This is a genomic window from Promicromonospora sp. CA-289599 (genome assembly GCF_050936155.1).
GTDB lineage: Bacteria > Actinomycetota > Actinomycetes > Actinomycetales > Cellulomonadaceae > Promicromonospora.
This window is the reverse complement of record NZ_JBNJNI010000001.1, coordinates 3,172,860-3,195,796: the sequence shown is the minus strand read 5'-3', so window position 1 is coordinate 3,195,796 and position 22,937 is coordinate 3,172,860. Positions and strand designations below refer to the sequence as shown.

Annotated in this window: 20 protein-coding genes; 5 read left to right on the top strand and 15 right to left on the bottom strand. The window is 71.3% G+C overall.

All coding sequences use genetic code 11. The features are described from left to right. Positions 1 to 53 precede the first annotated feature (53 nt). On the bottom strand, positions 54 to 647 hold the full coding sequence (locus tag ACQEVI_RS14135) for a TetR/AcrR family transcriptional regulator (protein WP_432899837.1): 594 nt from the start codon (positions 645 to 647) through the stop codon (positions 54 to 56). Next, entirely contained in the window at positions 631 to 1,341 is a 711-nt protein-coding gene (locus ACQEVI_RS14130; RefSeq protein ID WP_432899834.1) for a YqeB family protein, read from the bottom strand. The genes ACQEVI_RS14135 and ACQEVI_RS14130 overlap by 17 nt, the downstream gene beginning before the upstream one ends. A gap of 104 nt (positions 1,342 to 1,445) precedes the next feature. Here ACQEVI_RS14130 and ACQEVI_RS14125 point away from each other — a divergent pair, with 104 nt between their 5' ends. Then, entirely contained in the window at positions 1,446 to 2,744 is a 1,299-nt protein-coding gene (locus tag ACQEVI_RS14125; protein ID WP_432899831.1) for an alpha/beta fold hydrolase, read from the top strand. Between the two features lie 36 nt (positions 2,745 to 2,780). Here ACQEVI_RS14125 and ACQEVI_RS14120 read toward each other — a convergent pair whose 3' ends face one another. The 3 genes from ACQEVI_RS14120 to ACQEVI_RS14110 form a co-directional block, all read right to left on the bottom strand. After that, positions 2,781 to 4,157, bottom strand: a complete 1,377-nt coding sequence (locus tag ACQEVI_RS14120; protein WP_432899829.1) for a hypothetical protein — start codon at positions 4,155 to 4,157, stop codon at positions 2,781 to 2,783. A 149-nt stretch (positions 4,158 to 4,306) separates the two neighbouring features. Continuing rightward, positions 4,307 to 4,984, bottom strand: coding sequence for a hypothetical protein (locus tag ACQEVI_RS14115; protein WP_432899827.1), 678 nt, complete (start codon positions 4,982 to 4,984; stop codon positions 4,307 to 4,309). A 136-nt stretch (positions 4,985 to 5,120) separates the two neighbouring features. Continuing rightward, complete coding sequence (locus ACQEVI_RS14110) at positions 5,121 to 6,608, bottom strand: helix-turn-helix domain-containing protein (protein ID WP_432899824.1); 1,488 nt, start codon at positions 6,606 to 6,608, stop codon at positions 5,121 to 5,123. 192 nt (positions 6,609 to 6,800) lie between these two features. Here ACQEVI_RS14110 and ACQEVI_RS14105 point away from each other — a divergent pair, with 192 nt between their 5' ends. Next, positions 6,801 to 8,714 carry a phosphoenolpyruvate carboxykinase (GTP) gene (locus tag ACQEVI_RS14105; RefSeq protein ID WP_432899821.1) on the top strand — a complete coding sequence of 638 codons (1,914 nt, stop codon included), beginning with the start codon at positions 6,801 to 6,803 and terminating at the stop codon, positions 8,712 to 8,714. Between the two features lie 134 nt (positions 8,715 to 8,848). On the opposite strand, the gene trpS is transcribed toward ACQEVI_RS14105, so the two are convergent. Then, complete coding sequence (trpS, locus tag ACQEVI_RS14100) at positions 8,849 to 9,958, bottom strand: tryptophan--tRNA ligase (RefSeq protein ID WP_432899819.1); 1,110 nt, start codon at positions 9,956 to 9,958, stop codon at positions 8,849 to 8,851. A 234-nt stretch (positions 9,959 to 10,192) separates the two neighbouring features. Here trpS and ACQEVI_RS14095 point away from each other — a divergent pair, with 234 nt between their 5' ends. Further along, positions 10,193 to 10,699: a tRNA (cytidine(34)-2'-O)-methyltransferase gene (locus ACQEVI_RS14095; RefSeq protein WP_432899816.1), complete on the top strand. Its 507-nt coding sequence runs from the start codon at positions 10,193 to 10,195 to the stop codon at positions 10,697 to 10,699. Positions 10,700 to 10,771: 72 nt separating this feature from the next. Here the strand turns inward: ACQEVI_RS14095 and ACQEVI_RS14090 are convergent, their stop codons facing one another. The 4 genes from ACQEVI_RS14090 to ACQEVI_RS14075 are packed head-to-tail and all read right to left on the bottom strand — an operon-like array spanning position 10,772 to position 13,720. Further along, positions 10,772 to 11,515: a hypothetical protein gene (locus ACQEVI_RS14090; RefSeq protein WP_432899814.1), complete on the bottom strand. Its 744-nt coding sequence runs from the start codon at positions 11,513 to 11,515 to the stop codon at positions 10,772 to 10,774. A gap of 42 nt (positions 11,516 to 11,557) precedes the next feature. Further along, positions 11,558 to 12,226, bottom strand: a complete 669-nt coding sequence (locus ACQEVI_RS14085; RefSeq protein WP_432899811.1) for a ThuA domain-containing protein — start codon at positions 12,224 to 12,226, stop codon at positions 11,558 to 11,560. Between the two features lie 28 nt (positions 12,227 to 12,254). Continuing rightward, positions 12,255 to 13,226, bottom strand: a complete 972-nt coding sequence (locus ACQEVI_RS14080) for an NAD(P)-dependent alcohol dehydrogenase (protein ID WP_432899808.1) — start codon at positions 13,224 to 13,226, stop codon at positions 12,255 to 12,257. Next, positions 13,223 to 13,720 (bottom strand): nitroreductase family deazaflavin-dependent oxidoreductase, encoded by a 498-nt coding sequence (locus ACQEVI_RS14075; protein WP_432899805.1) that lies wholly within the window; start codon positions 13,718 to 13,720, stop codon positions 13,223 to 13,225. Before ACQEVI_RS14075 ends, ACQEVI_RS14080 begins: the two co-directional genes overlap by 4 nt. 104 nt (positions 13,721 to 13,824) lie before the next feature. Here ACQEVI_RS14075 and ACQEVI_RS14070 point away from each other — a divergent pair, with 104 nt between their 5' ends. Next, positions 13,825 to 14,577 (top strand): TetR/AcrR family transcriptional regulator, encoded by a 753-nt coding sequence (locus tag ACQEVI_RS14070; RefSeq protein ID WP_432899802.1) that lies wholly within the window; start codon positions 13,825 to 13,827, stop codon positions 14,575 to 14,577. 6 nt (positions 14,578 to 14,583) lie between these two features. On the opposite strand, the gene ACQEVI_RS14065 is transcribed toward ACQEVI_RS14070, so the two are convergent. Together ACQEVI_RS14065 and ACQEVI_RS14060 are read right to left on the bottom strand one after the other, a co-directional pair. Continuing rightward, on the bottom strand, positions 14,584 to 15,819 hold the full coding sequence (locus ACQEVI_RS14065; protein ID WP_432899799.1) for an NAD(P)/FAD-dependent oxidoreductase: 1,236 nt from the start codon (positions 15,817 to 15,819) through the stop codon (positions 14,584 to 14,586). Between the two features lie 153 nt (positions 15,820 to 15,972). Further along, entirely contained in the window at positions 15,973 to 17,028 is a 1,056-nt protein-coding gene (locus ACQEVI_RS14060; protein WP_432899796.1) for an aldo/keto reductase, read from the bottom strand. A 70-nt stretch (positions 17,029 to 17,098) separates the two neighbouring features. On the opposite strand from ACQEVI_RS14060, the gene ACQEVI_RS14055 reads away from it, so the two are divergent. Further along, positions 17,099 to 19,303, top strand: coding sequence for a hypothetical protein (locus ACQEVI_RS14055; protein WP_432899793.1), 2,205 nt, complete (start codon positions 17,099 to 17,101; stop codon positions 19,301 to 19,303). A gap of 183 nt (positions 19,304 to 19,486) precedes the next feature. Here the strand turns inward: ACQEVI_RS14055 and ACQEVI_RS14050 are convergent, their stop codons facing one another. The 3 genes from ACQEVI_RS14050 to ACQEVI_RS14040 form a co-directional block, all read right to left on the bottom strand. Next, positions 19,487 to 20,410 carry a glycoside hydrolase family 19 protein gene (locus ACQEVI_RS14050; protein WP_432899791.1) on the bottom strand — a complete coding sequence of 308 codons (924 nt, stop codon included), beginning with the start codon at positions 20,408 to 20,410 and terminating at the stop codon, positions 19,487 to 19,489. A 157-nt stretch (positions 20,411 to 20,567) separates the two neighbouring features. Then, a complete protein-coding gene (locus ACQEVI_RS14045; protein WP_432899788.1) occupies positions 20,568 to 21,638 on the bottom strand; it encodes a Fic family protein in 1,071 nt (356 codons plus the stop codon). A gap of 91 nt (positions 21,639 to 21,729) precedes the next feature. Next, entirely contained in the window at positions 21,730 to 22,776 is a 1,047-nt protein-coding gene (locus ACQEVI_RS14040; protein WP_432899785.1) for a LacI family DNA-binding transcriptional regulator, read from the bottom strand. Between the last annotated feature and the right edge of the window lie 161 nt (positions 22,777 to 22,937).

The window sequence follows — 22,937 nt, the reverse complement described above, 5'->3', positions numbered from 1 at the left end:
GGTGCGTCCACCAGTCGTTCGGGTGGGGTTCGCGGGGGCGGGATCGGCTTGGGTCAGGGGGCCAGGAAGCGGCGGGCCGTGTCGACGAGGGTTGCCTTCTCCGCCTGCGCGGTGAAGTGTTCCTCGTCGGCCGTGCGGCCGAGGAAGCCGTCGGTGAGCAGGTAGAGCCACGAGGTGACGCGGGCCGGGGTCAGGTCCGTCCGGATCTCGCCCGCCCGCTGGGCCTTCTCGACCCAGGGCAGGAGCAGATCGCGCTGGGCCTGGGCGTCCTCCGCCAGCTTGGCGGCGACGTCCGGCTGCTGCATGACGCCGCCTACCGCGCGGACGAAGCCCGGCATCCGGGGGTCCGCCGCGTCGTCGGCGCCGCGCTCGACGATGTCGAGCAGCACCCCGAGCGGGTCGGTGCGGTCCGCGTAGAGCTCTGTCTGCTCTCGTGCCTCTGCGATGCCGAGGGTCAGGATCGCGAGCAGCAGCTCCAGCTTGGTCGGGAAGTAGTGGAAGAACGTGCCCGACCCGATGCCCGCCCGTCGGCAGATCTCGGCGGTCGTGGCGCCGTCGTACCCACGCTCGGCGAACACCGTCAGGGCGGCGTCGATGATGACGAGTCTGCGCGCCTCGTGGCGCGCCGGGTCAACGGTCCGTGCCACGCGCACCTTCGCCGGCCGACGCCGCCCGGCGCACCTGGATCCGGTCGTCGCGGACACGCGCCACCAGTCCGAGCGCGGCCAGGTCCTCGTCCGCCTTGCGGAGGCCGGCAGCGTCCTTGCGGTCCTCGAGCCGACGGCGGAGCGCCTCGTTCTCCGCGGCGGTGAACCCGGGGCGGCCGTCGAGCCAGCGCTCGAACCGCTCCTCGTACGGGTCCGCGTCGCGCCACGGCCAGCGGTGCTGCTCCAGGGCGGCCTGGACCTTGGCCCAGGACAGGGTGTCGGCGTCGAGCCGGGCGCGGAGCCCGCCGTCGGGCCGCAGGAGCACGAGGTAGCTCGTGTCGCGGAACGCGGAGCCGACGTCAGACCGCTCGATCCACACCTCGCGCTCCTCCTGCCGGTGTTCCAGGTGGTCGTCCGCGACGTTCAGGGCGGGTGCCTCACCCACTGTCATGAAGGCGACGAACGCGCCGCCGAGCAGGCCGAGCCCGCCCAGGATGCCGAGGGTCCAGGCCGGCGGCATCGACTCGACGAGGTGGACCAGCTTGGGCACCGGCAGCGGCGTCGCCTCGATCAGGCCGGCGAGGCCGCCGGCCAGAGCGGAGGCGAACCAGCCGAGCACGAGGCCGATCGCGAGCACGCCCAGGCCGAGCAGTGCGGGTAGTGCGGGGTGCTGGCGCACCTCTGTGGTCGTCATGATCCAATTATTGGAGCATGCACTCCATTAATGCAACCGGTCCTGCTCGGGATCGACCAGCGCGCTCCTGTTGAAGGATCGGTCCGCACCGATAGCGTGACCCCGTGCCCATCAGCTACACCCTTCCCGGTGTCCACATCACCGACCACTCCGTCGACGTCCCGCTCGACTGGTCCCAGCCCGACGGCTCACCGACGATCTCCGTGCTCGCCCGTGAGCTCGTGGATCCCACGCGCCGCACCGAGGACCTGCCCCTCCTGGTGTTCCTGCAGGGCGGACCCGGCGGCAAAGGCCCGCGTCCCACCGGCCCGGACGGCTGGGTCGGCACCGCGCTGAAGCGGTTCCGCGTGGTGCTGCTGGACCAGCGCGGCACCGGACGCTCCAGCGCGGTCCGGGCGGCCACGCTCGACGACCTCGGCACTACCGAGCACCAGGCGGAGTACCTCAGCCACTTCCGGGCCGACAACATAGTGCGTGACGCCGAGCACGTCCGGAAGACGCTGTTCGGCGGCCGCCGCTGGACGTCGCTGGGCCAGTCCTACGGCGGGTTCATCACCATGACCTACCTGTCGTTGGCGCCCGAGGGCCTGAACGCGAGCCTGGTCACCGGCGGGCTGCCGGGCCTCACCGCGTCAGCCCGCGAGGTCTACGAACGCACCCAGCCACGCGGGGTCGCCAAGAACGAGCGGTTCCGCGCGCGCTACCCGCATGCGGTGAAGGCCCTTGGTCGCATCGCCGACCGGCTCTCCGCCAGCAGCGTGACGGCACCGGGCGGGGACGTCCTGACGGCCCGCCGGTTCCAGATGCTCGGCATGGACTTCGGCATGCAGCCCGGTTTCGAGCGGGTGCACTGGATCCTCGACGAGGCGTTCGACTCCCCGCACGGCGGTCCCCTGACCGACACGTTCCTGGCCACCGTCGCGGCCGAGACGTCGTTCGCGACCAACCCGCTGTACGCGGTGCTGCACGAGTCGATCTACGCCCAGTCCCACACCGGCCCGACGGCGTGGGCCGCCCAGTCGGTGCGCGACGCCGACCCGGCCTTCGCCGAGGACGCCCGGCCGCTGCTGCTGACCGGCGAGATGATCTACCCCTGGATGTTCGCCGAGATCAGCGCCCTGCGTCCGTTCGAGGCGGCCGCACACGCCCTCGCCGAGCGGCAGCACTGGCGCGACCTGTACGACCTGCACCGCCTCGCCGAGAACGAGGTGCCCGTGGAGGCCGCCGTGTACTTCGACGACATGTTCGTCGACTCGGCGCTCTCGCTCGAGACGGCGGCGCACGTCGGGAACGTCGAGCCGTGGGTCACCAACGAGTTCGAGCACGACGGCCTGCGCCTCGGCGACGTCCTGTCCCGGCTGCTGGGCCGTCTGGATGCCCGGGGTGGCCCGCTCCGCGACTGAACCGGAACGGGCCACCGGAACGAACCGCCGGAACGATCAGTACGTGTAGGTGTTCAGGGTGCCCACCGCCCCGCCCGGGTTGCCGACGTCATACCGGTCGACCGCCACGAAGTTCGGCTTCTTGCGGGCGGCCGGCTGGCAGAACCGCTGGGCACGGTTGAGCAGCCGTTCGTTGTCGGTGCGAGCGGTCCCTTCGACGGGCACGTCCCGGAAGTGGTTCATCACGTAGAGCGGCCGGAACGGCGACCCGGTCCGCGTGAGCGGGATGTTGGTCCCGGCGTCGTACCAGCGGCTGTAGCAGGACCAGTCGGAGGTACCGATGCCCGGGCCCATCGACCAGTAGTTCTCGACGGTCCACTCACGCTGATAGAGCACGCCGAAGCTCTCCCGCGTGAGACCGGCGGCCTCGTCGGCGGACCGGCTGTGGTCGCTGAAGATCAGCAGGCGGTCGTTGTCCGCGACCAGGCGGGCCATCGTGGGCCACCCGTTCTCCCGTACACCGGTGAGGTTCGGGCGGTAGAGCACGTCCGACAGTCCCGCGACGCGCTGGATCTCGCTCCGCAGCACAGCCGGGTCCACGTAGTCCTCGAGGAACACCGTGACGAACTGGTCCGGGTTCGCCGCCAGGAAGTCGACCATCCGCTGGAGGTCGACCCACAGAGCGACCGGCCTGCTGACCAGGGTGCAGCTGTTGTGGCAGAGGATCGCACCGTCGGTGGTCTGGTGGATGTCGAGCTGGAAACCACGCACGCCGTCGGCGAGCTGCTGGTCGATACCGCGGTTCTGGTTGGGCGCGAGGTTGATGAACGGCGGTGCGAACCCACCGTCCACCCCGTTCGCGTAGGCGTTGTGCGCCGTGAGGAACGACATCTCGTCAAGGGTGCGCTGGTCGGCGGGCGGCATCGGGTCGGTCACCGGGCCGACCGGGGTCAGGTACCACTCCGCGAGCGTCCCGCTGCCGCCGACCCCGAGCTGCGCCGGATAGTTCTGGCCGCTCGGCCTGGCACCGACGGTGAGGTAGCTCTCGGCGCCGGGCGCCTTGAGCTGGTAGCGGTCGTCGCCGATGTCGACGACCTCCCAGGCGGCGTCCGACACCGCGCAGCCCATGGTCCGGGCCGCGCCACCGGACCGGCCCAGGCAGGCGCCCGCCGCGGCGGCGTCCTCCAGGACGTAGGCGGAACCGGCCTCGCGGAGGGTCCACTGCTGGTGGTCCTCGTTGCCCTTGGGCCGGTGCTGCTCGACGGCGCCAGCGGCGGCCGAGGCGTTGAGCCCGGTGACGGCGCTCTGCACGTAGTAGACCCCGCCGGGCGGGGCAGCGGCCGAGGCCGCCTGCGTGGGGAGCGCGCCGGCGGAGGCGACCGCGACGGCCGCCAGTGCCCCGGCGACAGCGAACAGCGTTCGGGAGGTTCTCATCAGGCGGGGACCCTTCCTCGGGACTGCACGGCTCGAGGACCGATCAGGGCGGGCATCGGTCGGGTGAATCACACCAGGCGCACGCCTGCGGTGTCATCAGTAGTTCCCCCAACGATCCGCCGACGACGGCCCCGCCGCCGCCGGTGCGCTCAGCCGCGCAGGGCCGGCACCGAGGCGACCACGTAGCCGTCCACCTCGACGACGTCGCCCGCTCCGAGCTCCGGCTTGCCCGCCGGGACGCAGAGCGTCACCTGGAAGCCGGCCGTCTGCACCCGAGCGGCGGTGAAGGCCTGGCCGGTGCGGCCGACGGCGCGCTGCTCGATCGCGAGCACGACGCCGGTCAGGTGTGCGGTGGCGTCGGTCGACAACGCGTACGCGCCGGTCGGCTCGAAGCTCAGGTCGGGCACGACGTCGTCGGCCCGGCCGAGCACCTGGACGGAGTTGCCCAGGACGACGACGGACACGGGACCCTCGACCAGCGACGACGCCGAGCCGAGCAGGGCGAGCTCCTCGAGCTGGCAGGCGATCTCGGTGATGACCTCGTCGTCGCCGTTCACGAGCTCGGCGAGCACGAGCCCGCCGTCGACGGCCTGCGGCTCGGAGATGATGGCGCCGGGCGCCGCGTAGAACGTCGGCGTGACCACCCGCACCAGGTCGCCCTCGGTGGTGATGATCAGGCGGGCACCGGACGCGTCGGTCCAGATGTGCACGCCGACCTCGCCGTCCTTGGCGATGGTCTCCGCCTCGGCGCGGGCGGATGCCACCAGGTCGCGAAAGTCGCTACGTCGCCAGACGTCCAGTCCGATGCAAGCCAGGTTCGATGCCACGGTTGCCTACGCTAACCCGGCAGCGCGCGAAGGACGCGGCGAAAACTCCGGACTTGTCAGAACCCGGCGGACGTGTCAGATGCACAGGTCACTCGGGTGACCTGTACGTCTGACACGTGGGGCTACGCCTGACAAGTCATTCCGGAGCGTGCTTGTCCAGGAAGGCATACACCTCTGCGTCGTCCACCCCGGGGAACGCGCCGCGCGGCAGCGCGGCGAGGATCTGCTGGTGCATGCGCCCGGACGGCCAGGCCTCGCCGGACCAGCGTTCGGTGAGCTCCGGCGCCGGACGCTGGCAGCACGCCGGGTCCGGGCACGTGGAGACCCGCCGCACCTGGGTGGCCCGCCCGCGGAACCACTTGGCGTGCGCGTACGGCACCCCGACGGTGATCGAGAAGGCGCCGGACCCGCCGTCCGGCCCGCCCGACGGCGACATCGACCCGGTCTGGGTGGAGCACCAGAAGGTGCCGGACGGGGTGTCGGTGTACTGGTAGAACTCGGTGGCCCGGTCACGCCGCTCGAACGCCTCGCGTGCCGCCCACCGCCGGCAGATCAGCTGCCCCTCGATGGCGCCCGTGACGTCCTGCGGGAAGGGGAGGCCGTCGTTCGCGTAGCCCCGGAACAGCGCGCCGTCGGCCCCGACCCGCAGGAAGTGCAGCGGGATGCCGAGGTGGTGGGTCGCGAGGTTGGTGAGCCGCATCGCGGCGGCCTCGTGCGTGACGCCGAACGCGTCCCGGAAGTCCTCCACCGCCAGGTCGCGGTCCCGCTTGCGCGCCTCCAGGAACGGGACCGCCACGAACTGCGGCGCGAGGCACGCGGCGGCGAAGTACGTGATCTCGACGCGCTGGCGCAGGAACTCGCCGTAGGAGCGCGGCCGGTCGTGCTCCAGCACCCGGTGGGCGAGCGCCTGCAGCGCGAGGGACCGCAGCCCGTGCCCTCCCGGGGTCGACGCCGGGGGCAGGTAGATGCGTCCGTTCTGCAGGTCGGTCACGGAGCGGGCGGACCGCGGCAGGTCGTCCACGTGCAGCAGGGTGAAGCCCATCTGCTCCGCCATCCGCGCGACCGTGCGGTGCGTCAGCGCGCCGCCCGTGTACCCGGCCGCCTTGACCAGCTCTTCCGCCACGGCCTCGAACTGCGGGTAGTGGTTGTCGCGCGCCTCGCGCTCCAACCGCAGCTCGGTGTTGGCTCGGCGCGCCTCCTCCGGCGTCGCGATGGCCAGCTGCTCGCGCCGCGCCAGCTCCTCGTGCAGGCCCACGAGCTGCTCCAGCACGGGCATCGGCAGCTTCTGGCTGGGCTTGACGGCGGGCACGCCGAGGGTGGTGAACAGCGGGCCGCGCTGGGCCCGGTCGAGCGCGATCTCCAGGGCCGCGCGGCGCGACGGTGGCTCCGCGCTGAGCAGCTCGCTCATCGGCACGCCGAAGGCTTCCGCGATCGACCGCAGCAGCCCGAGGCGTGGTTCGCGCCGCCCGTTCTCCACGAGCGACAGCAGGCTGGGCGCAGAGCCGACCTTCTCGCCGAGCGCGTCGAGGGTGAGCCCGTGCGCGGTGCGCAGGTGCCGGATGCGGCGCCCCAGGGTGATCAGGTCGGTCTCACCGCGCGCTGACGTCTCGTTCGTGCCCGGCACGTCGCCTCCGTCCGTTCGTGTGATGGCCGTCACCCGGAGACGTCCGGGACAGGCCAACAGGAACCTACTCCTTCACAGTACGTGAAGATCGGCGATTCTTGACAGCCCGAGGACTGGAATTCGGGCGGATCAACACACAAGAGTGGAAACAAGCCCGCCACCGTGGCCAGCCGTACGACGATCGGAGCGCACATGTCCGTCCTCGCGAACCCCCGCCGAACCCGGCTCGTCGCCGAGCTCGTCGCCGACATGACCACCGGCCAGGGCTCCAGCACGTCCTCGGAGACCCGGCTGCGCGCCGTGCCGCCGGTCGGAGAGCAGGACGTGCGCGCCTGGGTGGCAAGCGTCGCCGGGCTCACCCAGCCGGACGAGATCGTCTGGTGCGACGGCTCCGCCGCCGAGAAGCAGCGCCTCATCGACCAGATGCTGGCAGCGGGCACGCTCCTCGAACTCAACCAGGAGAAGCGTCCTGGGTCGTACCTCGCCCGCTCCAACCCGGCCGACGTCGCCCGGGTCGAGTCCCGCACGTTCATCTGCTCGCAGGACGAGGAGGACGCCGGCCCCACCAACAACTGGGTGGCTCCTGACGAGATGCGCACCGAGCTGAAGGGCGTGTTCGAGGGCTCGATGAAGGGCCGCACCATGTACGTGGTGCCGTTCTCCATGGGCCCGGTCGGCGGCCCGATCTCGCAGGTGGGCATCGAGATCACCGACTCGCCGTACGTCGTCGTCTCGATGCACGTCATGACTCGCGTGTCCGCCGAGATCCTGGACCTCATCGACGCCGGGCAGCAGTGGGTCCCCGCGGTGCACTCGGTGGGCGCACCCCTGGCCGACGGCGAGGCCGACGTCCCGTGGCCGTGCAGCGACACCAAGTACATCGTGCAGTTCCCGGAGACCCGGGAGATCTGGTCGTACGGCTCCGGCTACGGTGGCAACGCCCTGCTGGGCAAGAAGTGCTTCGCGCTGCGGATCGCCTCGGCGATGGCGCGCGACGAAGGCTGGCTCGCCGAGCACATGCTGCTCATCCGCATCACGTCACCCGAGCAGCGCCAGTACCACCTGGCAGCCGCCTTCCCGAGCGCGTGCGGCAAGACCAACCTGGCGATGCTGCAGCCCACCATCCCGGGCTGGAAGGTCGAGACCCTCGGCGACGACATCGTCTGGATGCGGCCCGGCCCCGACGGCACGCTGCGCGCCATCAACCCCGAGGCCGGCTTCTTCGGCGTCGCGCCGGGCACCGGCATCGACACGAACCCGACCGCCGTCGCGACCTTCGACCGCGACACCATCTTCACGAACGTCGCCCTGACCGACGACGGCGACGTCTGGTGGGAGGGCCTGACGGCAGAGGCACCCGAGCACCTCGTCGACTGGCAGGGCAACGACTGGACGCCCGCCTCCGACAAGCCGGCGGCCCACCCGAACTCCCGCTTCACCGTGGCCGCCGCCCAGTGCCCCACCATCGCGGACACCTGGGAGGACCCGGCGGGCGTGCCGGTCGACGCGATCGTGTTCGGCGGCCGCCGCGCCACCAACGTGCCGCTGGTCGCGCAGTCGTTCGGCTGGGAGCACGGCGTGTTCATGGGCGCCACCATCTCGTCGGAGCGCACGGCGGCCGCCGAGGGCGCGCTCGGCGAGCTGCGCCGCGACCCCTTCGCGATGCTTCCGTTCTGCGGCTACAACATGGCCGACCACTGGGCGCACTGGCTCGAGGTCGGTGCGGGCATCGAGGAGTCGAAGCGCCCGCGGATCTTCCAGGTGAACTGGTTCCGCAAGGGTGACGACGGCCGCTTCCTGTGGCCCGGGTTCGGCGAGAACTCGCGCGTTGTCGAGTGGATCGTGGGCCAGGTCGAGGCAGGGCGCGGCCTGCGGCCGGACACCTCGGTGGCCTCCCCCGTGGGCAGCCTGCCCGCCCCGGGCACGCTGAACCTGGACGGTATCGACGTGCCGGACGCCGACCTGGCCGCCCTCTTCGACGTCCCGACGGAGCCGTGGCTGGCCGAGGCCCAGCTGACCGAGGAGTTCTTCGCGCAGTTCGGCGGCCACACCCCTGCCGCGCTGCGTGCCCAGCTGGACGCCCTGAAGGAGCGTCTGGCCCGCTGACTTCGGGCGGCCGACGGCGCGACTCTCATGGGTGGCTACCCGTAGCGCCGTCGACCGTCCGAACCAAGTTCCCCGGCCGGGTTATTGAGGCATCCCGGCCGGGGATCTCTTCTGCCCACGGCCCGTTGAGCGGTTCAGTACCGCATCCCCATCAGGTCGCGGACCTCGTCGAGGGTGCGGTCGGCTATGGCGTTCGCCCGGGCGTTGCCCCTGGCGAGCACCTCCGCGAGGTGCCGTGGTCCCGCTGCGGCGAGCTCTCGACGTCGGGCACGGAGCGGGCGCAGGCCTTCGACCACCGCCTCGATGACCATCTCCTTGAGCCGTCCCGCGCCGGCCGAGCCCACCTCGTCGGCGAGCGCCTCCGGCGACGTCCCGGTGAAGTGGGCGCCGATCTGGAGGAGGTTCGCGATCTCGGGCCGTCGGTCCGGCTCGTAGGTGATAGTGCGGTCGGCGTCGGTCCTGGCCCGCTTGAAGTACGCCACGGTCTCGTCCTCCGAGGCGCGCAGCTCCAGCGCGTTCCCGCGTGACTTCGACATCTTGGCTCCGTCGTTGCCCAGGATCGTGAGGGACTGCGCGATGAGCGCGTCCGGCTCGGGGAAGTACGGCTGCGCCGCCGAGTACCGCTGGTTGAAGCGCCGGGCCACCGTCCGGGTGGTCTCGAGGTGCGGCAGCTGGTCCTCGCCGACCGGCACGAGGTTGCCGTGGCAGAACAGGATGTCGGCGGCCTGGTGCACCGGGTAGGTGAACAGCAGGCCGCTCATCCCTCGCCTGCCCCGCTCGGCCGCGGCTACCGCCTCGGCCTTCACGGTGGGGTTCCGCTCCAGCTCGGCGACCGTGACCAGCGACAGGAACGGCAGCAGCAGCTGGTTCAGCGCAGGCACCGCCGAATGCGTGAAGACGGTGCTGCGCTCTGGGTCGAGCCCTGCGGCGAGGTAGTCGAGCAGCACCTCGCGGACGGTTGCGGGCAGGTCCCCGGCGTCGTCCCGGTCGGTGATGACCTGGTAGTCGGCGACGATCAGGAACACCTCGACGCCCAGGTTCTGCAGGCGTACGCGGTTGGCGACGGTGCCGAGCAGGTGGCCGAGGTGCAGCGCGCCCGTGGGGCGGTCCCCGGTCAGGACGCGATACTCCCCCGGGTTCCGGGCGATCCGGCTCTCCAGGACGGCGCTGCGTTCGCGAGCCGCATGGGCGGAGGCTGTGCCCGACGGCGGGGTGGTCGCCTCGGGCGTCGTGGTGACGGACATGTGGGTCTCCTTCGGTCAAGGAGCTGCCCACGTACGGCGTCGGGCACAGAGAAGTCCCGGGCTGCGGTGAGCAGCTCGGGACTTGTGTGCGGTGGGCGCGTCAGGTCACGGCTGCGAGTGCAGCCGCCACCAGTTGAGCCCGTGCGTCATGTGCCCAGGTTATGCGGAGGTCCGGAACGGAGCAATGCCCACGGGCAGGACGGCGCGCCGCCGTCGGGCAGCGAGAATGGGTACGTGCCGCACTCCGCCGATGCCCCCGCGCTGCCAGAGACCCCACTCGCCCACGTGGTCTACTTCGAACCCCGCATCCCCGGGAACACCGGGTCCGCGATCCGGCTCGCAGCGGTCACCGGGGCCCGGCTGCACCTGGTGGAGCCGCTGGGCTTCGACCTCTCGGAGACCAAGCTGAAGCGCGCGGGCCTCGACTACCACGACCTCGCCGTCATGGACGTGCACCCCTCGCTGGACGCGGCGCTCGACGCTCTCCCGGAGGCACGCGTCTTCGCGTTCACGACCCGGGCGACTACGCGGTTCACCGACGTCGAGTACCGGCCGGGCGACGTCCTGGTGTTCGGGCCCGAGCCCACCGGGCTACCGCCCGAGGCACTCGCCCACCCGCGGATCACCGACGAGCTGCGGATCCCGATGCTGCCCGGCCGCCGGTCGCTCAACCTGACGAACGCGGCGTCGATAGCGGTGTACGAGGTGTGGCGGCAGCTGGGTTTCACCAAGGGGGCGTGACGGGGCGAGCGATCGCAAAAGTGATACTGAGATCCTCGCAAAAGTGATACCGAGATGATCGCAAAAGTGATGCTAGGGCCGGACGACGAGCACGCGGCCCGGCGCGAGCTCGTACCGCCCCGGCACCACACCGGGGCTCGCCGCCCCGGCCTGCGCGACCACCGTGACCGGCGGCTCGGCCACCACCCGGTCCGACGTCGGGAACCACGTGCGGCCCGGGCTCACCAGGATGAGCATGCCGTCGATGTGCCCGGCCGGGCTGAACGTCGCCGAGCCGTCCGGGTAGCGGCCGATACCGGCGTCGGTGAGCCGGTCGGCGGTGCCTGCGACGTCGGGCACCGCGATGCCCACCTCGCTCACGGAGAGCAGGTCGCCGGGGCCGAAAGGGGCAGGCTGGGTGCCGGGCACGTGCGGGCTTGAGGCCTTCGCCCCCGACACGTGCCCGGCACCCAGGTTCGAAGGCAGATCACGGCGTGCGATGACCTCCAGGACCGACCGGTCCGGACCTGGGAAGTAGAGCGACCGGGCGTTCCAGGCCGGCTGTGCCTCGAACTCCGTGCGGGCGCCGTCGCTCAGCAGCCCTGGACCCGCCGCGAGGAAGGCTCGGGCAGCGTCGAACCGCGCGTCATCGATGAGAAAGGCGTAGTGCTGGTCGCCCTCGGCGTCGGCGTCCTCCCGGAACCGGATCACCGATCGGCCGACGGTGACCTCCACCGCGCCGATCTCCTTCCGCACCGGCAGTCCGAGGACCGTCTCGTAGTACGCGGCGGTCTCCGCGGTCGATCGGGTCACGGTGTCGACGCTCATGATCTGCATGCACCCAGCCAACAACCTGAACTTTGGTTGAGGTCAACCCCGCTACGAGAGCAGCCAGGACGCCGACCGGCGCAGCAGCTGCTGGTGCCCCGCCGAGGCGTACGAGCGCGCGTCGTGACCCAGGGCCGAGTACACGCTGCGTCCGCCGTGCGCGTCGTTGACCCACAGGATCGGCTGCTCGGCGCCGTCGTCGTCCGGGGTGGTGCCGAGGATCCGCGTCGCCGGGGCCACCTGCAGGCGGCAGTAGCGCTCGTCGAAGGCCTCGACGGTGTCGAGACCCTCCGTGACCGGGTGTCCCTGCGCCAGCTCGAACCGCGCCTGACCGATGGGCGGGTGCATCGACTCGCCCGGAACCCAGCGACCGCCGAGCACCGCGGACCAGTCGGGCGCGTCGTAGAACGTGTTAGCCGCCTGGTGCAGACCGAGCACCGCTCCCCCGGCCCGCGCCCAGCCCGCCAGCCGGGCGTGGAAGGCGAGCCAGTCGTCGTCGGACCCGTCGAACTCGGGGCCCCGGCGGCCCGAACCGCCGTTCACGACCAGCAGGTCGACGGAGTCGAGGTCGTCCAGCGCGTCCCGGAAGAGCCCCCGGACCTCGACGGCGCCCAGGTCGCCGATGATGCCGGCGACCACGTGCGACGTCGCCGCATGGTCGTGCCAGGGGTCCTCGTAGCGTCCGCGGCCGGCGAGGATGAGGATGCGCTTCGTCGTCACGATGCGATCCTGCCACGACGTTCGTGGCCTACGGGACTACGAGCACCTTGCCCCGTGCTCGGCCCGACTCGAGGCGCCGGAACGCCTCGACGGTGTCGTCGAGCCCGTAGCGCCGGTCGACCCGGGGCAGCACGTCGCCGGCGACGAGGAGCCGGGCCAGCTCGTCCAGGTCCGCCCGCTGGTTGGGACGCCAGAAGAACGTGGACATCCGGGTCCCCGTCAGCCTGCCGACCACCGGGCCGAGCAACGCCTTCTCCGCGAACGAGCTGATCCGTCGCGCGATCAGCACGTACCGCCCGCCTGGCGCCAGAGACCGCCGGAGCGCCGCCAGGAACCGGGTGTCGGCGATGTCGAGGACGACGTCGAACCGCCGGGCACCGCGCACGAAGTCCTCGCGGGTGTAGTCGATCACCTCGTCCGCACCCAGCTCCCGGAGGAAGTCGAGCTTGTCGCCGTGATCGACGGCGGTCACCACCGCTCCGCACGCCTTCGCCATCTGCACGGCGAACGGTCCCACGCAGCCGCCCGCCCCGTTGACCAGCGCTCGCTCACCCGGCCGGATCGGCCCGATGGCGCGCAGGCTCTGCAGGGCGAGCGTCCCCGAGTGCGGCACGGTGGCGGCGACGTCGAACGGCAGGGCGTCAGGCAGCGGTGACAGGGCCGACGCCGGGACGCGCACCCGGTCGGCCAGCGCGCCGTGCCCGAGGTCGAACAGGTCTGCCCAGACCCGGTCGCCCTGGAGGAGACCGGTCACGTCCGGCCCGACCGCCTCGACCGTCCCGGCGACGTCGACACCCACCCCGCGGTTGGTCGGCCGGGTGAGGCCGGTGCCGAGGCGGGCGAGGCGCGGGACGCCGAGCAGGTGATCGAGGTCCGCCATGTTCAGGGAGGCGGCGGCGACCCGGACCACCACCTCGCCGGAGCCGGGGACCGGGTCCTCGACCGTGGACACCCGGAGGATGTCCACGGGGCCGTACCCGTCCCGGCGCACGGCCCTCACGTGGTACCGCCCGAGACGACCGGCGCGTGCCGGAGCGCGAGGAAGTCGGTGACGCCGAAGAGGCTCGCGATCCGCCGGTCCCGCTGGGACAGATAGGGCAGGGCCTCGGCCGGTTCGATGACCTGCGGCACCACCTGGTGCGTGCGGCCCTCGACGCGCAGCTCGGCGGAACCTGCCGCACGGATGTTGCGCAGCCAGTCCACGTCCGGCCCGTACGGGAGGTAGACGAGGAAGTCGTCGCCCATCGGGTACACGCCGATCGGTGTCGCGTACGGCGCACCCGACCGTCGGCCGACGTGCCGGATCACCGCGGCGGACGCGCCGGGCTCCCCTGCTGTCCGCAGCTCGATGGACCGGCCGAACCGCTTGCCGAACCTGCGGATGACGCCCAGCCCACGGCGGTTCTTGGTGCGCATCGACACCACGAGGGCGAGGAACCCAGCGAGTGCCACCACCAGCAGCCCTACGACCGCCCAGAGGATCCCGGTCCACATGACGTCCACCTTCTCGAAGAGGCTTACGGTGTAAGCCTTACGACGTAAGGTAGGCCGGTGCGCCGAGCCCGTCAAGAGTTCCGCCGACGTAGGATCGCGAGACCATGACTTCACCCAGGACGACGGGCACGGCACCACGGAGCGCCCTGACGCGCGCCCGCGTGCTCGATTCGGCGGTCGCCCTGACCGACCGCGACGGCCTCGGGGCGCTCACCATGCGCAGCCTGGCCCGCGAGCTCGGGATCGAGGCGATGTCGCTCTATCACCACGTCGCCAACAAGGAAGACCTGCTGGACGGCGTGGTCGACGTCGTCGCGGCGGAGATCCAGGACGCCGTCGGCCGGCTGGAGCCCCTGGCCGACGACGCCCCCCGGTCCTCGTGGAAGCCGGCGATGCGCCGGCAGATCCTCACGGCCCGGGCGGTGCTGCTCCGCCACCCGTGGGCGTCGACCGTCCTGGAGACCAGGAAGTCCTTCAGCCTGCACGTCGTCCGGTACTACGACTCGCTGATCGGGCTGATGCGGCGTGGCGGCTTCTCGTACGACCTGGTCCACCATGCCATGCACGCGCTGGGCAGCCGCGCGCTCGGTTTCTCCCAGGAGCTCTTCGAGCCCGACGGCGCCACGGCGGGCTCGGCGGCCGGCGGCGGCGCCAAGGAGGGCGCCGACGACGCCGCCACCGCGCTGCTCATGCAGATGGCCGACCAGGTGCCGCACATGGTCGAGATGCTCGCCGCCGTCAGCCACGACGGCGCGGACCCCACCCTCGGCTGGTGCGACGGCCAGACCGAGTTCGAGTTCGGCCTGGACATCATCCTCGACGGGCTCGACCGGCTGGCCGAGCGCGAGAGGCACTGACCCGGGTCAGCGCAGGGGGTCGAACGGTCGGATCTCCTCCGGCACCTGACCGGTGGTGATCAGCGTCGCCAGCGCCCGGCCCGTCGCCGGGCCGAGCACCATGCCCCACATGCCGTGACCGCCGGCCACGTAGACGCCGGGTGCGGCCGTCCGGCCCACGAGCGGCAGCCCGTCCGGCGTCACCGGCCGGGAGCCGACCCACTCGTCCTCGCGGGAGTCCAGGTCCACACCCTCGAACAGGCCTCGGACGGAGCTCACTATCGCGTCGACGCGGGCGGGCTGGAACGGCTCGTCGGGCCCGCGGAACTCCATGGTCCCGGCGATCCGCAGCCGCCCCTGGTACGGGGTGCAGGCCACGCGCCTGGCCGGGAAGTAGACCGGGTGGTCGATCGGCGGGCTCGCCACGGGCACGCTGAACGAGTAGCCCCGTCCCGCCTGCAACCGGGTCCGCACCCCGAACCGCTGCGCCAGCTCCGGGAGCCACGCGCCCGTGGCGAGCACCACGGCGTCGGACGTCACTGCGTCGTGTCCGTGGACCGCTGTCTCGACGCCGCCCGGAACCACGCGGACACCCTCGACCCGGGCGTCCGAGAGCACCTTCGCGCCGCGGGCGCTGACCGACGTCGCGAGGGCCTGCACGTAGGCCCCCGGATCGATGTACCGCTGACCCTCGAGCGTCCAGGTCGACTGCACCGCCCGGGAGAGGTGCGGCACGCGGACGCCGTCGGGCATCCTCGAGAGGCGGACCTCCTGGCCTGCCTTGGCCACGGCGCGCAGCTCGTGCACGAACGGGCGTGACTCCCGCTCCCGCTCGAACCCGACCACCCAACGGCTCGGGTGCGACGTCGCGTGCACGCCGCCGGCCTCGAGCTCGTCGTACGCCTCGAGCGCGAGCCGGTCGATCGGGGTCAGGGCTGCCATGGCGCGCTGCCACGCACCGTGCGTCGCGTTCGCCATGAAGCGCGCGAGGAATGCCCACAGCGCGCCGTCGAACCGGAACGGGACGCTGAGGGACGCGCTGGGGTCCAGCATCGCCTTGGGCCCGTAGGCCCAGAGCGACGGGTCCGCCAGCGGCATCACCAGGCCGGGCGTGAGCCAGCCCGCATTGCCCCAGGACGCCCCCGCCGCGACGCCGTGCCGGTCGAGGACCGTCACCTCCACGCCACGTTCCTGCAGGTGCCAGGCGGTCGCGAGGCCGACCATGCCGGCTCCCACGACTGTCGCGGTCTTCATCTCGGACATGCTCGTACTCCATCTCTCCAGGGCCGTGGTACCCCTCCCCGTCGAGCGGTGAACCCTCCTATCGTCCCGCCACAGGATCGATTCGGCGCGACAGCTCGGTGAAGTGCGGTGGAACGTGTGGTGTGGATTCACGACCCGGCGGCGGGTGGGGCGTCAGGCGAGGGGCTGCGCCAGGGGCTCGATCGCCGCGATCTCGTCCTCGGTGAGGGGGCCTGCCGAGAGCGCCGCCACGTTGTCCTCGAGCTGCGCCACCGACGACGCGCCGATGAGCGCCGAGGTCACACGCGTGTCGCGCAGCACCCAGGCGAGCGCGAGCTGCGCGAGCGTCTGGCCGCGGCCCTCCGCGATCTCGTTGAGCGCCTTGGCCCGGCCCAGGTAGTCCTCGGTGAGTGCGCCGGACGAGAGGAACGGCGAGTCCGGGCGGGCCGCACGGGATCCCTCCGGCGCCGCACCCCCGAGGTACTTGTTGGTCAGCAGGCCCTGCTGCAGCGGGGAGAACACGATGGTCCCGACCCCCAGCTCACCGACGACGTCGAGCAGCGACTCGCTCTGCCTGCCGTCGTACGGGTCCTCGTGGGCGGGGTTCTCGATGTGCCGGTTGAGCATCGAGTAGGACGGCTGGTGGATGAGCAGCGGGACGCCCAGGCCGTCGAGGATCCGCGCCGCCTCGCGCGTCCGCTCCGGGGAGTAGTTGGAGACGCCGACGTAGAGCGCCTTGCCCTGCTGGACCGCCGCGGCGAGCGCGCCCATGGTCTCCTCGAGCGGCGTCGAGGGGTCGGGCCGGTGGTGGTAGAAGACGTCGACGTAGTCGACGCCCATCCGGGTCAGCGACTGGTCGAGGCTGGCCAGCAGGTACTTGCGGGAGCCGTGGTCACCGTAGGGGCCGGGCCACATGTCGTAGCCGGCCTTGGTGGAGAGGACCAGCTCGTCGCGGTACGGCTTGAGGTCCGCGGCGAGGTGCCGGCCGAAGTTCTGCTCGGCCGACCCGTACGGCGGGCCGTAGTTGTTCGCGAGGTCGAGGTGCGTGACGCCCAGGTCGAGCGCGCGGCGCAGGATGGCGCGCTGGGTGTCGAACGGGCTGGTGTCACCGAAGTTGTGCCAGAGCCCCAGGGACAGCGCGGGCAGGTCCAGGCCGGAGCGGCCGGTCCGGCGGTAGGTCATGGTGTCGTAACGGTCCTCTGCTGCGAGGTACCGGGGTTCGAGAGGCATGCCGTCATCGTGGCACGGATGGCGGGAAACCTGTCCGCCCGGACCACCGTTCCGTGCCACGATGCGCGTCATGTCCCAGCAGATCTTCGACCTGGTCGTCCGGCGGACCTGGCGAGTTCCTCTCACGGCGGTCTCCTCCGGCGACGCCGCCTCGGTCGCCCGGCGGTTCGACGGCGTCCTCCTCACCATCGGCTACAAGGCGTCGGGCCGCCTGCTGAGCTACCTGGGCACCCTGACGCCACAGGACGCGCGCCTGGTGTCGGTGCAGGTGCTGGCCGTCGTGCAGGAGGCTGTCGGCGCCCATGCGCAGCACAACCCCTACTTCCGGGACTTCCCGCGCAACGTGCCCGACACGCTCGACTTCTGGGTGTCCTGCCTCCAGGACGCCCTGAAGGATGCGCCCGGAGCCGCCGACGCCGGGGCGATCTTCGCGCGACGCGAGTTCGACCTGCTCGCCCTGCCGCGCTACGGCAGCTACCAGCACACCTACGAGGAGATGGTGGCGGCGCACGACGCGTTCCTGCCTGCGCTCGGTGACCGCCGCACGGTGCTCGACGTGGGCGGCACGCTCGACGAGGAGGCGCACGGCCTCTACCGCCACCTGGCGGGGAGCACCACACCGCTGTCCGACGCCGACCTCGCGGCACTCGCGCTGCTGGCCCCGTACTGCGCCGGCATGGAGCAGCCCGCGACCGTCCCGCAGCGGTCGGCGCGTGCGATCGTCAACGCGACGCACGTCCTGTACGGCAGGGAGCCCGAGATCGACACCGTCACCGACGTGCTGCGGCTGGCCTGTGCGCTCTCGGGCGGCGACGTGACCCTGGAGACCGCGACGCGGTTCCGCTCGCTGCCGCGTCCGGTCCGGCGCACGCTGCTCGCCGCCCTCGACGCGGTCGTCGGCGCGTCGCCCGCCAAGGTCGGCGACGTCGGGACACATCGCGAGGCGTGGAAGCGGCTCGGTGAGCGGCTGCACCCGCACGAGCACGCCGGACCGGGGGCGCGGGTCTTCGCCGTCGCCCGCGGTGAGGACGACGTGCCGTCCTTGCCCGCCCGCGTGGAGCGGGCGTTCGCCTCGGGCGCGCGGGCGGAGGCGCTGCGGCTGCTCGCGGCGGCGCCGGGCGCGCTCGTCCGGCGTGCCGACCACCTGCTGCGGTCCGCGGCCGACGACGCCGAGGCGGCCGCCGTGGTCGACGCGCTCGAGCGGGCGCTGCCGGACGTGTCCGGCCGGGTCGTGCTCGGGCTGCGCGAACACCTGGAGAACCGTCGCGCGGCTACGAATCGGCAGCCGAGCGCGAGCGGACGACCGGGCGTGGGGCGCCCGGATCCTGGCCGGCGGGTCTTCGTCAACCGGCGCGGCGGCGCGTGGGCCTCGGCCGACGAGCGGTCGCCCCTTCCCCCGGACGCGCTGACCACGCTGGCCCGGGCCTGTGACGCCGAGGTGCTCCGCCGGGTACCGAGGCCGCAGGACCTGGTGGTCGACCCCGACCTCCTCGACGTGGCGCTCCCGCTGTCCGCACGTGCCCGGCCCGACGGCGCCGGCGTGCTCCCCCGCGGTTCGCGGACGCGCGTGACGGGCGAGCTGCTGCGGTTCTTCGTGCACTGGCGGGAAACGCGGCAGACGACGGACCTCGACCTCTCCTGCCTGCTGCTGGACCGGGACTTCACCGATGCCGAGCACGTCTCGTGGACGCGGCTGCGCGGTGAGGGCTTCGTGCACTCCGGCGACCTCACCGAGGCCCCCGGCGGAGCCACGGAGTTCGTGGACGTGAGCACCCGCCGGATCCGGCGGCCCGTCGTCGTGCCGGAGGTGCACCTGTACTCGGGCGAGCGGTTCGACCAGCTGGCCGACGGGTTCTTCGGGTTCATGTCGCGGGACACCGCGCAGGCCGGTCTGCCGTTCGAGCCGGCGACGGTGCGCCTGAAGTCCGACCTCACGGGCGCGGGGCGGGTCGTGATCCCGGCCGCCTTCCTGCGCGGCGAGGACGGGTGGGAGGCGCTCTGGCTGCACCTCGACCTGAACGGCTCGCCCGGCTACAACACGGTCGAGGAGCACCGGGTCACCACGACGACGCTGGTCCGCGCCATCGCGGCACGCCGGTACCTCACCGTGCGTTACCTGGTGGAGCTGCTCCGGGCCGACGGCGTGAAGGTGCACCACGAGATGCCGCAGGGCACCGGCCCGGTGACCTACCTCGGGTTCGGGGCCCCGGAGGAGCTTCCGACGGGCTCCCGGGTGGTGACACCGCAGAACCTGCTCGACCTGGTACCGGCCTGACGTCTAGGGTGTGCCCCGGACGAGGCCATGTGGCGGCTTCCTTCTCCCTCTCTGGATAACCTAGTCACCACGCTCTCCTCGTCCTCCTTCTTCGGTTCAGCACAGCGCCTGCTGCCAGTCGAGTCGTGCTCCTGGCAGCAGGTGCTGTGCTGAACGACGATCAGCCCGACAGGGGCAGGCGGGTCAGCAGTAGAGGTTGCCGCCCGGGTCCACGCCCAGTGCGCTCGTGAAGCGCAGGTACGTGTCGATGCGGCTCTGCACCTGGGCGGGGTTGCCGCCGTTGCACTCGATGCTGCCGTTGATGCTGCGGATGGTCTCGCCGAAGCCACGGTTGTTCACGATCGCCGCGTGCGGCGTCATGGTGCCCGGACCGTTCTGGGTGTTCCAGTACCAGAGGCCGGTCTTCCAGGCGATCGCCGAGTCGGTCTGCACCAGGCGCGGGTTGTTCAGCAGGTCGATGCCGAGCGCGTCGCCCGCCGCCTTGTAGTTGAAGTTCCAGCTCAGCTGGATCGGGCCCTTGCCGTAGTACTGGTCGTGGCCCGCCGGGCAGCCGTAGGGCTGGGACAGGTCGCAGTAGTGCGGGTAGTTCGCCGTGTTCTGCTCGACGATGTGCACCAGGCCACCGGTCTCGTGCGAGACGTTGGCGAGGAACGCGGCGGCCTCACGCTTCTGGATGGTCTCGCTGCCGCTGTTGGCGAAGCCCGGGTAGGCGCTGAGCGCGGCGACGAGCCCGGAGTACGTGTAGAACGAGTTCCGGTTGGGGAAGAACTGGTTGAACTGGGCCTGGCTGACCGGGAAGTCCTCGGTGCCGGGCGGGTCGACCGGCGGCTCACCGCCGCCGTCGCAGGTGCCGGTGCGCTCCCACACGCCCCACTCACCGGTGGTGCCGGGCGTCTCGCCCTGCGTCCACCACTTGGCCCGCCATGCGGCGCCGGCGTGCGTGACCTGGTTGCCGCCGACATAGACGGCGCCACTGCTCCAGGCAGCCGCGCTGCAGCTGGCCACAGCGGCCTGGGCTGCCGGGGCGGGGGCCGCGGCTGCTGCTCCTGGAGCCAGGAGCGCCGCGAGGAGAGCAGCGATCAACAGCGGTGCGCGACGAGATCTCACGGGGAACCACCTCGCTTCCGGTTCGGGGCCGTCGGGCTTCGACGACCGATTTGTTCAGGAACCTAGCAAGGTCGTGGTCGCGGGAGAGTGAGGGATTTCCACACGAACGACTCGTACGTGGTGGACGGCGGACAGTGAATCCCACGCCGTCGGTGCCTCACGGACGGAGCACGTCCATGAGTTGCCGGTTGATGAACATCGCCTCTCGCCCGGCCTTGACCTCTACCAGGGCCCCCGCGTCGACCAGATCACGCAGCCAGCGGGCCGCAGTCTGGCGAGTGACCCCGCATCGTTCGACCACGTCCCGGACGCGACAGTACGGCTGCTCCATGAGCACCTCGACGACGTCCGAGTTGGCCGAGCGGAGTGCATGCCGGACCGCGTCGACGATCTCGCCCCGCACCGCCTGCACCTGCTCTACCAGTTCGATGCTGCGCACAGCAGTCACACGGACGCCCTCGAGCATGTACAGAATCCAGTCCTCCCAGCCGTCCGCCGACGTGACCCCTCGAAGCAGTCGGTAGTAGTCGTCCTTGCTCTCGATGATGTAGCGCGAGAGGTACAGCAGCGGAAGGTGGAGCAGGCCTGCGTCGCAGAGCATCAGCACGTTGACGATCCTGCCCGTGCGGCCATTTCCGTCGTCGAACGGGTGAATGGCCTCGAACTGGTAGTGCGCGACCGCCATCGTGACGAGCGGGTCCAGGTCAGACGGTTCGTTGACGAAGGCCGCCCAGTTGTCGAGCAGGCCCTCGATCGCCTGAGGCGTAGCCGGCGGTGTGTAGATCCGCCTGCCCGCCACGGAATCGCCGATGTACACCTCGCCTCGACGGAACGAGACCTCGTGGCCGCGAATCGCCGAGCAGAGGCGCGCCGTGGTTCGCTCGGTGATCGGCCGCCTACCGATCTCGTCGAAACCCATCCGGAGCGCCGAGCGGTAGCGGAGCGCTTCACGCGCGGCGGGCGTCGCACCGGACTGGTGCGCAGTGGCCTCGAAGAGCTCGTCGGTCGTGGTGACGATATTCTCGATCTCACTGCTGGCCTGCGCCTCCAGCAGCGGGATCGCGTTGATCAATACCGCTGGATTGGGCAGTGCCGACGCCAAGGCATCGAAGCGTGCCAGGACCTCGCGAGCCTCGATCGCCTTCTTCAGGACGCGCTTGGTCTCGAGGTCGCCAACTGGGGGGAGTAGAGGAAGCGCGTCATATGGCACTTCCGGGTTCCAGGCCATATCGACAATCTAGTCGACACGTTAAGTTTCGGCTTGATTTTTAACACTTCCGCTGGACGTGTTAAGTCGTCGCACATATCGCGAAGCGCGCTCACGCCGAGTCGCGGACCACCAGGACCGGCTCGAAGATCGCCGAACGCACCATCGGCTCGTCGGCGTCGATCTGCTCGAGCAGCATGCGCGCCATCTCCTCCGCCATCTTCTCCACCGGCTGGCGCACGGTCGTGAGCCGGGGCCGGGTCTGCACCGCCACGGGGCTGTCGTCGAACCCGACTATCGCCACGTCCTCGGGCACCCGCCGGCCGTTGGTCTGCAGCACGTGAATCGCGCCCTGGGCCATGAGGTCGTTCGAGACGAAGACCCCGTCGAGGTCCGGCGTGGTCGCCAGCAACGCAGCCATCGCGACCTCACCGCTCTCGAACGTGAACGATCCCTCGATGCTGGGGACGAACGCGTGGCCCCGCCGGGCCGCGGCATCACGGAAGCCGTCGAGCCGGTCCCGGGCGGACGGGACATCGACCGGCCCCGAGATCACCCCGAGCCTGCGGCAGCCCCGGTCGAGCAGGTGGTTCGCCGCGAGGCGGGCGCCGTCCGCGTTGGCCAGGTCCACGTAGCTCGCCGGGATCGCGTGGCCCGGCCGCGCGAAGAGCACTATCGGGCTGCCGGTACCCAGCAGTTCCTCGGGCAGCGGGTCGTCGGCGTGCGTCGACACGAGCAGCGCCCCGTCGGCGTTGCCGAACCGCAGGTAGGAGACCACCTGGGCACGCGTCTGGTCGTTGTCGGCGAACATGAGGACGGGGTGCACGTCGTGCGGCCGGAGAGTCCGGACGAGAGATCCGACCACCCGTCCGAAGAACGGGTCGGAGAAGACACCTGAGAGGTCGAGCTCGGTGTCCGGGTCGGCGTCGGCACCCGAGATGACGACGGCGACAGTGCCTGTGCGACGCGTGACCAGGGAACGCGCCGCGCGATTGGGCACGTAGCCGGTCTCGGCCACGGCCTCCAGGACCACCTCCTGCACAGCGGGGGCGACCTTGCGCTTGCCGTTGATCACACGGGACACGGTCGCGCGGGAGACGCCGGCGACCTTCGCCACGTCCTCCAGAGTCGGCGCCGGACGCCGCAGATCCTTGCTCACAGGCTGACGTTAACAGAGTAAGAGCGCTCTCCGACGGAGGTTGGGCGGGTGACGTGGCGACAGCTCAGGTCGTGCCGACGTCGTCGACAATCAGTGCCAAAGGCCTGATTAACCCCGAAAAAGTTGTGAAAGATGGTCGGAAGCACAACCTCCCGACCCTT